Origin of the sequence: Lactobacillus sp. B4007 (genome assembly GCF_026535895.1) — a bacterium.
Classification (GTDB): domain Bacteria; phylum Bacillota; class Bacilli; order Lactobacillales; family Lactobacillaceae; genus Lactobacillus; species Lactobacillus panisapium.
In genome coordinates this window covers 55,201-68,019 of the sequence record NZ_JAFNPA010000001.1, presented here as the reverse complement: position 1 = coordinate 68,019, position 12,819 = coordinate 55,201, and the positions used below count along the sequence as shown (strand labels likewise).

Annotated in this window: 13 protein-coding genes; 11 read left to right on the top strand and 2 right to left on the bottom strand. The window is 40.5% G+C overall.

What is annotated here, in order from left to right; genetic code table 11:
- Positions 1-33: 33 nt before the first annotated feature.
- From J3U54_RS00375 to galT, 8 genes are all read left to right on the top strand, one after another.
- Entirely contained in the window at positions 34-795 is a 762-nt protein-coding gene (locus tag J3U54_RS00375) for a sulfite exporter TauE/SafE family protein (protein ID WP_267384328.1), read from the top strand.
- A gap of 36 nt (positions 796-831) precedes the next feature.
- On the top strand, positions 832-1,512 hold the full coding sequence (locus J3U54_RS00370) for a histidine phosphatase family protein (RefSeq protein WP_103752430.1): 681 nt from the start codon (positions 832-834) through the stop codon (positions 1,510-1,512).
- A gap of 56 nt (positions 1,513-1,568) precedes the next feature.
- The gene (locus J3U54_RS00365) at positions 1,569-2,465 is read left to right on the top strand and encodes a cation diffusion facilitator family transporter (RefSeq protein WP_267384325.1); all 897 of its coding nucleotides are present in this window, start codon (positions 1,569-1,571) and stop codon (positions 2,463-2,465) included.
- A 3-nt stretch (positions 2,466-2,468) separates the two neighbouring features.
- Complete coding sequence (locus J3U54_RS00360) at positions 2,469-2,651, top strand: DUF308 domain-containing protein (RefSeq protein WP_103752432.1); 183 nt, start codon at positions 2,469-2,471, stop codon at positions 2,649-2,651.
- Between the two features lies 1 nt (position 2,652).
- Positions 2,653-3,327, top strand: coding sequence for a 2,3-bisphosphoglycerate-dependent phosphoglycerate mutase (locus tag J3U54_RS00355; RefSeq protein ID WP_220220013.1), 675 nt, complete (start codon positions 2,653-2,655; stop codon positions 3,325-3,327).
- Positions 3,328-3,432: 105 nt separating this feature from the next.
- The gene (locus J3U54_RS00350) at positions 3,433-4,368 is read left to right on the top strand and encodes an AAA family ATPase (protein WP_220220012.1); all 936 of its coding nucleotides are present in this window, start codon (positions 3,433-3,435) and stop codon (positions 4,366-4,368) included.
- Positions 4,369-4,542: 174 nt separating this feature from the next.
- Positions 4,543-5,712 (top strand): galactokinase, encoded by a 1,170-nt coding sequence (locus J3U54_RS00345; RefSeq protein ID WP_267384318.1) that lies wholly within the window; start codon positions 4,543-4,545, stop codon positions 5,710-5,712.
- Positions 5,713-5,720: 8 nt separating this feature from the next.
- The gene (gene galT / locus J3U54_RS00340) at positions 5,721-7,199 is read left to right on the top strand and encodes a UDP-glucose--hexose-1-phosphate uridylyltransferase (protein ID WP_267384316.1); all 1,479 of its coding nucleotides are present in this window, start codon (positions 5,721-5,723) and stop codon (positions 7,197-7,199) included.
- 68 nt (positions 7,200-7,267) lie between these two features.
- On the opposite strand, the gene pepC is transcribed toward galT, so the two are convergent.
- Together pepC and J3U54_RS00330 are read right to left on the bottom strand one after the other, a co-directional pair.
- Positions 7,268-8,614, bottom strand: a complete 1,347-nt coding sequence (pepC, locus tag J3U54_RS00335; RefSeq protein ID WP_220234723.1) for a C1 family peptidase — start codon at positions 8,612-8,614, stop codon at positions 7,268-7,270.
- A gap of 119 nt (positions 8,615-8,733) precedes the next feature.
- The gene (locus J3U54_RS00330; protein WP_267384307.1) at positions 8,734-9,036 is read right to left on the bottom strand and encodes a hypothetical protein; all 303 of its coding nucleotides are present in this window, start codon (positions 9,034-9,036) and stop codon (positions 8,734-8,736) included.
- A 250-nt stretch (positions 9,037-9,286) separates the two neighbouring features.
- Here J3U54_RS00330 and J3U54_RS00325 point away from each other — a divergent pair, with 250 nt between their 5' ends.
- The 3 genes from J3U54_RS00325 (at position 9,287) to gltX (ending at position 12,786) form a co-directional block, all read left to right on the top strand.
- Positions 9,287-9,835 carry a dUTP diphosphatase gene (locus tag J3U54_RS00325; RefSeq protein WP_267384305.1) on the top strand — a complete coding sequence of 183 codons (549 nt, stop codon included), beginning with the start codon at positions 9,287-9,289 and terminating at the stop codon, positions 9,833-9,835.
- A complete protein-coding gene (radA, locus tag J3U54_RS00320; RefSeq protein WP_267384303.1) occupies positions 9,835-11,211 on the top strand; it encodes a DNA repair protein RadA in 1,377 nt (458 codons plus the stop codon). Before J3U54_RS00325 ends, radA begins: the two co-directional genes overlap by 1 nt.
- 75 nt (positions 11,212-11,286) lie before the next feature.
- Positions 11,287-12,786 (top strand): glutamate--tRNA ligase, encoded by a 1,500-nt coding sequence (gltX, locus tag J3U54_RS00315; RefSeq protein WP_103752441.1) that lies wholly within the window; start codon positions 11,287-11,289, stop codon positions 12,784-12,786.
- Positions 12,787-12,819: the final 33 nt, after the last annotated feature.

Genomic DNA, 12,819 nt, shown 5'->3' with positions numbered 1-12,819 from the left:
GATATCAATGCTAAAAAGGAAGTCCTAATTTAAATGTTATCTTTTTTTACCATAATTTTTATCTTCTTTGGCGGAATTGCTGGCGGTTTATTATCATCAGTTGCATCCATGGCATCACTGGCTTCATATCCCGTGCTGCTTGCGGTTGGGATTCCGCCAGTGTATGCCAACGTCACTAATGACGCCGCCCTAATTTGGACCGGGATTGGTTCGACAATTTCTTCATTCAAAGAACTCAAAGGTCATTGGAAACAAGTTGCCTTTTACGCCATGTTCACCGTTTTGGGGTCAATTTTAGGCTGTTATTTGCTATTGTCCTTTCCCTCCAAAGTATTTGAAAAAGTCGTCCCGTTTTTTATTGCCGGCTCTGGCGTTATGGTCATTGTTTCTGCCAAGCACCATAATTTAGAACCGCACAAACGGCCACTTTGGCAGGAAATTTTTTATATTGCTGCCTTGCTGGCAATGGGCGTATATACGGGCTATTTCGGTGCTGCTGGTGGCGTAATCGTCCTAGTTTTGCTAACATATATCACTAATGAAAAGTTTATTGTAGTGAACGCAATTAAAAATGTGGTGTGTGGTCTAGCTAACTTGGTCGCTTTAATCGTCTTTGCCTTTACTTCGCATATTTATTGGCTGCAGGCAATTCCACTTGCAGTTGGTATGTTTATTGGCGGTTATTTAGGCATGGATATTTTGAAGGTTGTTCCGGCCAAATATGTCCGCGTCTTCATTGCTGCACTGGCTTTCATTCAGGCTGCCTATTTCTTTTATAAGGCATATATGTTATAGTTTATGCACATTATTTAAATGGAAGGAGAATGCAAGTTGGCAACAGAGATTTATTTAGTACGTCATGGCGAAACAATGTTCAACCAATTGGACAAAGTGCAGGGATGGTGTGATTCCCCGTTAACAATTAAGGGTATTAATGACCTGAAGGTAACAGCGCAGGCGCTTAGTCAAGTTCGTTTTGACAATATGTATTCTTCCGATTTAAAACGTGCGATTGATACAGTCCACTTGATGAAGGATGCCAATCAGGTATCAGAAATCGGTAAAATAAAAAAGTTACCCGAGTTTCGGGAGGTTTTCTTCGGTTCTTTTGAAGGCGACGATATTCAAAATACCTGGGAACAGGTTAGTTTAGCCGCTGGAATTGGTCCCGAAAAGGATGTAACCAAGATTATTAACCAAGTTGGAATCTATGAATTCCGGGAAGCAACTAAAAAGGCTGATCCCCGTCATTTAGCTGAAAACAAGGAAGAACTCGATGACCGGATGGTCAGGGCAATTTCGGTTTTGGGCGATTTAACTAGGAACGAACAGCGAGTGTTAATTGTTTCGCACGGTGATTTCATTAAAACTTTAGCAATTAAATATTGGAACCAAAGCGATGGGCTCCATGATATTATTTTCCCTGATAACGGTAGCGTTACTAGGGGCATACTCTATAATAATGGCAAATTCGAAATAATCGATTATAATGTTGCCGCAGAAGATATGTAAGGTCCTACTGTCAAAAGTAGGACTTTTTGTTACACTATTACATGAGGAAAAAACATATGAAAGATCACACAACTAAGCGTTATGCCTACGTTACGGCACTTAATGTTATTATCACTGCTGCAGAGTTTATCGGTGGCTTTGTTTCCGGGTCACTTTCACTGTTATCTGATGCGGTGCATAATTTAAGTGACGTCGGTGCAATTATCATTTCCTTTGTGGCGCATTTAATTAGTAATCGGGGCAGCAACAAAGAAAAGACCTTTGGCTATGACCGTGCTGAAACGCTCGCCGCTTTTACCAATGGGATCGTTTTACTGCTCATCAGCATTGTTTTATTTATTGAGGCAATCGAACGTTTTTGGAGCCCAACGGCAATTAGTGGGCAAATTATGTTGGTTGTGGCCATTATCGGTTTAGTGGCCAACGTGATCTCGATGCTCGTTATGCACCAAGACGGCCAAGAGAATCTTAATGTCCGCTCCACCTTTATTCACATGATGAGTGATGCTTTATCTAGTGTTGCGGTCGTTGTCGGCGCAATTTTTATTTACTTTTGGCACATTACTTGGATTGACCCATTAATGACTTTACTAGTTTCCCTCTTTATTTTTCATGAGGCTTGGGAATTAACTATGAAGGCCGCTAACGTCTTGATGGAATCTAATCCTGATATTAATCTTGACCAAGTTAATAAGATTGTCCTGTCTTTTCCCGAAATCAAGAACATTCATCACGTTCATTTGTGGCGTTATAGCGACCGTTACGTTATGCTGGATGCTCACGTAAATGTTGCTCCTGATTTAACGGCTAGGCAGATTGAACAGATTAACCAGCAGATTAGTCGAAAATTGCAGGTTTTGGGCATTAATCACACCAACTTTCAGGTTGAATGTGAGCGTGGGCGTAACAACAAGATGATTGTTTCGGATCGCAATCAAGAAGAGGAAGAATAACAAATGAAGTTTGAAGTGAGTTTATTTACCGCGATTATTGTTTTAATCGTTGGGTTATATGATATGGCTTATGCCTTTAATCGCCGGTATAAAAATAATGGCCGTAGTTTTGGCCCCTTTATGATTTTAGGCATTATCTTTACGGTTTTTGGTATTTTTTTATTAATTAGACATTGGATGGGCTAAAATGGTCAAATTGGTGCTTCTTAGACACGGTGAAAGTACCGCAAATTTTGCTAATGTTTATACGGGCTGGAATGATGTTGCATTAACGGCCAAGGGGCGGATTCAGGCTCAGACGGCGGGAGAATTGCTTAAGCAGGTTCCCGACTTTTACCCCACCCACATTCACACCTCGGTTTTGCAACGAGCAATTATTACCGCTAATATTGTGGCGGAAACTTGTCATTTTTTATATTTGCCAATTACCAAGACTTGGCGGTTAAACGAACGGCATTATGGTAAATTGCGGGGGATCAATAAAGATCTTTCCCGGGCAATTTTTGGCGAAGAACAAGTGCGAAGATGGCGCCGCGGGTTTTATGAAGTTCCGCCAGCAGGTGATGAGGTGACAGCGGCTTGCTATGATCAATGTGATCGGAAACGGTTGCCGCGGGCTGAGAGCCTTTACCAGACGCAAAAGCGGCTAATGCCTTATTATCATGATCAAGTTGCAAGCCGGTTGTTAAAGGGTGAGGATCAATTAATTGTTGCTCACGGATCAAGCTTGCGGGCATTAATTAAAAAACTTGAACATATTGACAATCATGACATTCTTAAGCTTGAAGTACCTAATGCACAGCCAATTATTTACACCTTTGATGAGCATTTACAAATCACGAAAAAAGAAATTTTGCGCTAAAATTTCCACGCATTTTTAGTTAGATGTGAGGAATCTTCTAGATGTATGTTAAAATTTATTACGATACTAAATAGAGTTTTTACATTCTTAGTTTGGAGAATAGGTATGCGTAAAATATTTTTATTACGAGGCGCACCCGGCTCCGGAAAATCTTCATTTATTGCTCGTCATCACTTGCAGCCCTATGCGATTAGCCGTGATCAAATAAGGCTATTATTGGCGAATTTAACTTACTATTATGAAGAAGATACCGATTGCTTACATCAAGTAATTCCGCGATATGCAAATGAACAAACGGAAAAAGTGGTGGACTACCTCGTAGAAGAGAAGATGAAACGTGGCGAAACAGTAATTGTCGATAGTACCCACATCGTTGAAGAAAGCATTGAGCATTATAAGCCGTGGGTTGAGTGCTATCGCTATGAATTGTTTATCGTTGATTTGATGTATCATAAGAACTTGCGCAATTTGTTGAACCGCAATGAAATTCGCAGGCAATATGATTGGGTTAAGCCTGAAGTGGTCAGGCAAATGTATATTAATTATCAGGAAAATTTGGCGGTTCCGGAATGGGCACACGTTATTAGTCCTAACCAATTGGGGAAAGCATTATCACAGCGTGAAAGTAATTTAGATCATTTTGCTCACGTTGTTGCAGTTCCTGACCAGGTAGCGGAAGAAGATTTTCCGCATGTTCACATTTCAAATTTTTATTTTTCGTTTAATGACCGCTTTACTGAAATGTATGGTACATACCGAAATGTGGTTACGATTGGTAAGACAAAAGAAGAAATTATTAATGACTTTCGGTTACCGTATTTTGTTTTTAAATTTCATCACAAGCATTTCTTAATTTCTGCTTGTCCAATCAGGAACGAAATGCTTGATCCAATAAAAAAGGTAAAGGGTGTGTGGACATATTCGACCGGCTTAGTGAATCTGGCCGATTTTATGGAAATATTTCCGCAAAGTAAACCGCAGCATGTTCACCAGTTTAATTTAACCAAATTGCAGCCCGACCGGCTGTTACATATTTGGTAAAAACAAGAAGAAACGATTTTGCAACTTACAGCAAAGTCGTTTTTTTATTTGGTATTTGAGTGGTGAATAAATGAAAATGTTATGCTAATTAATTCACTTGTTGAGCTCAACGGAAAACCGTATAATTAGAATGTAAAAATGATAACGCTTAATTATTTGGCGAAGGCGGGAGCAATGAAACTTGAAGTATTAAAACAAGATTTTGCCAATATTTATCATGACCAACCCTCAGGCTGTTATTTTTCTCCTGGGCGCATTAATTTGATTGGCGAGCATACTGATTACAATGGTGGCCATGTTTTTCCGTGTGCGATTTCGTTAGGCATCTATGGTGCAGTTAGTCCGCGAACAGATCAACAGTTTAACTTTTATTCGGCTAATTTTGCTAAAACCGGTATTGTAACGGTCGATTTGGCACAGCTAAAATACGTCAAAAAGGATTCCTGGGTTAATTATGCCAAGGGGATGATGCATTATTTGCTTAAAAGTGGTGCACACTTTGATCACGGATTAAACATTTACATTAGTGGCAACATCCCTGATGGTGCCGGTCTTTCTTCGTCGGCAGCGCTGGAAATGTTAATTGGTCTCATAATGAAGGACCAGTTTAATTTAACTATTGACCGTTTAGAGTTAGTCAAGCTTGGCGTAAAAACCGAAAATAATTTTATCGGGGTTAATTCAGGTATCATGGATCAGTTTGCCGTGGCAATGGGCCAGCGTGATCAGGCTATCTTGCTTGATACGGGTAAATTGCATTATAAAATGGTGCCCTTAAAGTTAAATAACAATTTAATCGTTATCATGAATACTAACAAGAAGCGGGAATTGTCGGATTCCAAATATAATGAGCGGCGTAAGGAAAGTGAAGAAGGATTAAAAATACTCCAAACAGAGCTTAATATCAGAGCCTTGGGGGAACTTACTGGTCATTTACTTGATGAATACGGCTACTTGCTACCTAATGAAATGCTGTTAAAGCGGTGCCGACATGCTGTATGGGAAAATCAGCGGACACTGGCAGCAGAAAAGGCTTTGCAAAAAGGCAATTTAGCTCAATTCGGCCGGTTAATGAATGCTTCGCATCTTTCACTCGAATATGATTACGAAGTTACTGGCAAGGAACTGGATACGCTGGTTCACACTGCTTGGAAGCAGCCCGGCGTGTTAGGTGCGCGAATGACGGGAGCCGGTTTTGGTGGTTGTGCGATTGCACTCGTAGCTAAGGAACAAGTGACAGCCTTTCAAGAAAATGTGGCAGCAGTCTACCAGCACCAAATTGGTTATGCACCATCATTTTATTTAGCTGCCACCTCTGATGGCACCAAGATTTTACATGAATAGGATAAAAAATGGCTGAACAAAAGCTAGTTGAAGCATTTATTACGCAGGTAATTGCCAATAGCGATTACACTGACTTAGATCGAATATATTTGCGAAACCAAATTTTAAGTATGGTGGGCGATTCTGCTGTCAGCGCGGTAACTAGCAAAAGTGACTTGCTTGATTTAAAAGATGAATTAGTTCAAATTGCACAGGCAAATGGTAAATGTAAAGGGGATAGCGCTGAACGGGCAATTATTGGCGCCGATCTAATGGCTTTGCTTACACCACGACCTAGCGTCGTTAATAAGCGCTTCTGGCAGACTTACCAAAAATCTGCCAGTAAAGCCATTAACAATTTTTACGAACTGAGCAAGCGCTGCGACTATATTAAGACGCGAGCAATTGCTAAAAATAGCTATTTTGTTACGCCCAGTAAGTATGGCAAGTTAGAGATTACCATTAATTTGGCTAAGCCTGAAAAGGATCCGAAGAAGATTGCGCAAGCAGCCAGAACACAATCAACTGGGTACCCGTTATGTCAATTATGTCTGGAAAATGAGGGTTATGAGGGCCGTGCGGACTATCCGGCGCGCAGAAATCACCGTGTTATTCGCTTTAAGCTTAATGGTGAATTATGGGGCTTCCAGTATTCACCGTATGCGTATTTCAACGAGCACTGTATTTTTCTTTCAGCCAAACATGAACCGATGACAATTGCGCGATCAACTTTTAATAACTTATTGACAATTATTGATCAGTTTCCCGGATATTTTGTCGGGAGCAATGCCGATTTGCCGATTGTGGGCGGTTCGATATTGTCACATGAGCATTACCAAGGCGGCAAGCACCGTTTTCCTATGGATGAGGCTCCAATTGCGACTAAGTTGCAGTTTGCCGGCTTTCCCACCATCAAAGCTGGACTAGTTAAGTGGCCCATGTCGGTGATTCGATTGCGCGGCATAGACAAGGAAGAACTGGTTTCTTTAGCTGCCAAAATTCTTACTGCTTGGCGAACATATTCGGATGAAACAGTTAATGTGCGTGCCGTCAGTGCCGGCGAAAAGCACCACACCATTACGCCGATTGCGCGTAAAGAGGGCAGTGATTATGTCCTAGACCTCGTTTTACGTGATAACCAAACTTCAGCTGCCTTTCCGGCTGGGATTTTTCACCCGCATCCCGATGTGCAGCACATCAAAAAAGAAAATATTGGTTTAATTGAAGTATTAGGATTAGCGATTTTGCCACCACGCCTAGTACCAGAGATGAACGAGGTTAAGAAATTTCTTTTAGGGCAGCCTAATGCTATTAAGCAGATTCACCTGCAGTGGGCCCAAGAAATTAAAGAACGGCAGCCAATTCAGGCTGCTAACGTAAACCAGATATTGCAAGATGAATTAGGCCAAGTTTTTGCTCGTGTTTTAGAAGATGCAGGTGTTTTTAAGCAAACGCCAGTTGGACAGGTCGCATTTATGCGTTTTGTTAATGAGGTTGGCTTAGCATGAATTAAGCTTTTACGGTAAATAAAAAATGCGTTACTAATTGCAGTAACGCATTTTTTTAGCCAATTATTTTACTTAAAAGCTAAAGCACCCATTGGGTCCCAAGGAAGAAGTTGAATTGGGTTCTTAGCACCGTCGTCAAATTCTTTCTTCATGTCATCTGGCAAGAATTTCTTGTTGATAACAGCTTGGTAAACGAAGGAGTCAAACCATGAGTCGCTCATAACGAAGTAACCCTTAAATCCTGGCTTTTCGCCCCATGAATTTTCGATTTTCCACTTAGTTGGCTTGTCGTCAACCAAGTCGACACCTGTGATAACCATAGCATGATCCATCATGCTTTCAGTAGAATCAAGTCTTTCGGCCTTAGTCATTGAGAAATCAACGTCAAACAATTCATCGCGCTTGTAAATGTTAGTGTCGAGTAAACCGAGTTGTCTTTCGGAATCCTTACCAACATTTGAACCAAACCAAACAACTTCACCAGCTTTTAATTGCTTGATGATTAGGTCTTTCATTTCGTTAATGGTTAAGTTAAGGTGACGAACTTGTCTGCCGCCAACAACATTGCCCAGGTATTCAACAGAAAAGACCTTGTGGTATGGCTTATCGTCTGTAGGTGAGTTGATAATTGAAACGTGGTCTTCCAGGTTCATGCCAACGTATTTATCAAAGAATTCTTTTGGTGTAATTCCAGCTTCACGGTGGTAGTTGCCATCGTCATCTTTGTATTCAAAGTCAAATTTCTTTGGTGGAACGCCAAGTGAAATTGCTAAGATCCGGAAAACATCGTTTAAGAATTCATTCTTGCGTGCTTCAACTTCATCTTCGGACTTGCCACTGTTAACTAAATCGCGCAGTTCTAACCCATCTTTACGCAATAAAGTGTTTAAAGTGTCATTCAAAGCGCTAGAATTTGTTGCGTTAGCAGTTTCTGGATAAACTGATTTTGGCACAATTCCATATTTTTCAATTAAACCGCAAAGCATGTCCCATTGACCACCATCTTGTTGTGGGGTAGTGAACAAAAAGCTAACTTTACGGTCACCAAGTGGCTTATCAGCTGAAGCAATCACATTTTCAAAGAACCAGTTGGATTTTTCGAACTTATCCCAGAAGTTGGTGTAGTTCTGCGATAATTCAAAGTCCTTAACTTTATATTCCTTTTGTAATGGGTGGCGCATGGTGTTCAAGGCAGAGAACATCCAGCAACGACCGGATTGCTTTTGATCAGCTGGCTTACCAGTTTCAATTTCTACAGAAAAAGTTGGGTTTAAATCAATCTTTGATTGCAGGTTTTGACTTGCCTTGTAGATGCCGTTTTCTTGGGCAGCATGACTGGCAATATTAAAACTAGGATGCTTAGCCAAATCAGCGGTGTAATTGGCAATAGCGTCATTGGTAATTTCTTTAGTCATTATATATTCCTCCTTAAGTTAATAACTACCATTTTAGCTTAACTAAGTAGAGTAGTCTAATTAAGATTAGTAAAAAGTGCACAGTTTTGGCTTGTTCAACTTAATTTTTCTTGCATTAATTAGTTAGCACAAGGCCGGTGATACCAAATTTGGTCAAATGCGGGATGCTCAGCAAAATATGCGATGATTAAAGGATCAAGTGGCCAGATTTTCAAGTTGGATTCTTGGGCAACAAGCATTGCGGCGCGCATTTCTTGATCTAAGACTTCAGCTTTATTTGCATTAGGATTGATAAAAAAGTGGTTCATTAACCAAACTTTGCCATCTTTGCGCTTGATTTTGTCCATCGTCCAGCGACATACCATAACGCCGTTATCATCATCGGTTTGAAAGAATTGGTGCGGGTTATTAACATTAAACATAAATTTTCCTTTTAAAAAAACAACCATATTTTTTTGCGTATCTTATTATAGAATATCTGCATTAAAAAAAAGCAAAAAGTTTAGGTGGTCAGCCTCAACTAGGTAGGTAAAGAGTAACTAACGGATTATTTAAAATAGCTAGGTACCACTTTTTAAAAAATAAGTTAATAAATTCTTTGAACTTACGCAAATTAAGGATAAATCATTGCGATTAAGGTAAAATAGTTCTTGTTGATTAAAAGGAGATAAAATGACTAAATTACGTGGCTTTGAAGTTGTATCTAAGTATCAAGATCAAAATATTATTTTGCCTAGGCGGCAGACAATTGCGAGTGCTGGGTATGATTTTGCGGCGGCTAAAGACATGGTGATTCCCAGCATTTGGCGGCTGAATTTTGTGCGGATTTTTCGTTTAATTAGAAACGGGCACCAATTATATGAACCAGATTATGAAATGGCGGAGCAGGTTTTAAAACCATTTCTTATTCCGACTGGGGTCAAAGCTTACATGCCAGAAGACGAGTTTTTGCTGCTGGCAAACCGCTCATCGAATACTTTTAAGCGTAGCTTGAGTTTGCCTAATGGCATTGGTGTGATTGATTCTGATTATTATAATAATGAAGCTAACGAGGGCGAAATTTTTGCACAGCTCATTAATTATGGGGTTAGGCCGATTAAGATTCATAAAGGCGACCGGATTGCCCAAGGGATTTTTATGAAATACCAAAAGGCTGATGATGACCTTCCAGTTAGCCGGATTAGAGCAAACGGACTTGGTTCAACAAACAAGGAGGACTAATGGCGAAGATTAAAACTAAGTACAAATGTCATTCCTGTGGTTATATTTCTGCCAGTTATTTGGGCCGCTGTCCTAATTGCGGTGCTTGGAATCAGTTTGAAAAAGAGACTGAAACAATCCAAGCTCGTTCCACTAAGGGCAGTCCGAGCCGTTTAATTAAGAAAACTGGGATTAATGAACCTGTTAAGATTACCGCTGTTAAGGCTGAAAAAGAAGAGCGGATCAAAACGAGCATGGGTGAGTTAAACCGTGTTTTAGGCGGTGGAATAGTACCAGGCTCATTGGTCTTAATCGGTGGGGATCCCGGAATCGGGAAATCAACTTTAATGTTACAAATCATGAGTGAATTGTCCACAATCTACCGGGTTTTATACGTATCCGGTGAGGAATCTGCCAATCAGATCAAATTGCGCGCAGACCGGTTAGGTCTTAGTGGTAATGAGATGATGCTTTATCCAGAAACTGATATGGAGGATATTAGGCAACAGATTGACACCCTTAAACCCGATTTTGTCGTAATCGACTCAATTCAAACAATGAACGAACCTAGTCTTGATTCAATGACCGGTTCGGCCTCGCAGGTACGTGAAGTGACCAGTGAATTAATGAAAATCGCGAAAATGGATGCGATTACGGTTTTTGTGATCGGGCACGTTACTAAAGAAGGTGCCATTGCGGGTCCCAAGATTCTTGAGCACATGGTTGACACAGTTCTGTATTTTGAAGGCGATGAGCATCATGCGTACCGGATTCTCCATTCGGTTAAAAATCGTTTTGGTGCTGCCAATGAAATCGGGATGTTTGAAATGGTCAATAAGGGGTTGCAAGAAGTAACCAACCCGTCAGCAATCTTTCTTGATGAGCGCTTGCCAAATTCAACTGGTTCGGCCATTGTCGTATCACTAGAAGGTACTCGCCCAATATTAGCTGAAATTCAGGCACTGGTTACACCAACAGCCTTTGGCTATGCGAAAAGAACAACTTCTGGAATTGACTTTAACCGCGCGGGCTTATTATTAGCGGTGCTAGAAAAAAGGGGCAATTTAATGCTCCAAAACCAGGATGTCTACTTAACAGCTACTGGTGGTATTCGGTTAAATGAACCGGCTGTCGACTTAGCAGTAGTAATGGCAATTGCTTCCAGCTATAAAAATGAAGAAATTTTACCGACAGACTGTTTTGTCGGTGAAGTTGGTTTAACCGGTGAAGTGCGTCGGGTCAATCAAATCGATGCCCGCATTAAAGAAGCTGCTAAAACAGGTTTTAAGCGCATTTTTATTCCTAAACACAACATGCGGGCTAGTCTGCAGAACCTTGGCATTGAAGTGATACCAGTGGCTAGCATCCCACAGGCATTGAAATTGGTTTTAGGATAAGCAACCATTGAACTTTTATGGTTCAACCGTTAAACTTAGTTTATTGAGATTTACTTTTTGAAAGAGGCATGAATTTTGGCAAAACAAAAAATTCGGGTAAGATATGCCCCAAGTCCAACGGGACATTTGCATATCGGTAACGCGCGTACTGCATTATTTAATTATCTATTTGCGCGCCATAATAAAGGTACTTTTGTATTAAGAATTGAAGATACCGACCAAAAGCGGAACGTTGAAGGTGGTTCTGAGTCTCAGATGGATAACCTTCGCTGGCTTGGAATTGATTGGGATGAAGGTCCTGATAAGGGCGGTGACTTTGGTCCTTACCGGCAATCAGAACGTAAAGATATTTACAATAAGTACATCAAGCAATTAATTGATGAAGGTAAAGCTTATTATTCATATAAAACTGAAGAAGAGCTTGAAGAGCAACGTGAAGAGCAGCGTGCAATGGGGATTGCACCGCACTACACCTATGAATATGAGGGCCTGACAGCTGACGAAATTGCGCAAAAGCAAGAAGAAGCTAAGGCCAAGGGCTTGAAGCCAGTTGTTCGGATTCACATTCCTGAAATGGAAACTTATTCCTGGGAAGATATTGTTAAGGGCCATTTGAGTTTTGAATCAGACACGATCGGTGGCGATTTTGTTATTCAAAAACGTGATGGTATGCCAACTTATAACTTTGCAGTTGTTATTGACGATCACTTGATGGAAATTACTCACGTGTTGCGTGGGGATGACCATGTTTCCAACACGCCAAAGCAATTAGCAGTTTATGAAGCGCTTGGCTGGGAACCACCAAAATTTGGTCACATGACATTGATTATCAATTCTGAGACTGGTAAGAAGCTTTCCAAGCGTGACGAATCAGTTTTGCAATTTATTGAGCAATACCGTGATATGGGCTATTTGCCAGATGCCATGTTTAACTTTATTACTCTTCTTGGTTGGTCACCTGTGGGCGAAAATGAGATTTTCACTCAACGTGAATTGATTAAACAATTTGACCCAGCACGATTATCAAACTCTCCTGCTGCTTTTGACCAAAAGAAGCTTGAGTGGATTAATAACCAATACATTAAGAAGGCCGATCGTGACACCTTGCTTGATTTGGCTTTGAATAACTTACAAGAAGCTGGGCTAGTTGAACAAGATCCAAATCCAGAAAAGATGGAATGGGTTCGGCAACTGGTAAATATTTACTCAGTGCAAATGTCATACACTAAGCAAATTGTTGATTTGGCCAAAATTTTCTTTGATGCACCGAAGAACTTGAGTGAAGAAGAAATCGATGAAATTCGCAAAGACGAAGCTAGACCTGTAATCGAAGAATTTAAGAAGCAAGTTGATCTGATTCCACGGTTTACTTCTCCCCAAATCATGAATGCTGTTCAAGCAACACGTCAAGAAACGGGCATTAAGGGTAGAAGACTGTTTATGCCAATCAGAATTGCAACCACTAGATCAATGGTTGGCCCTGGCATTGGTGAAGCAATGGAACTTTTAGGTAAGCAAAGAGTGATGCAGCACTTGGACTTAACCTTGAAGCAAATGAGCGAAAACGGCTTATAATACCATCTTATAATAGAAATAAAAAGCACATCA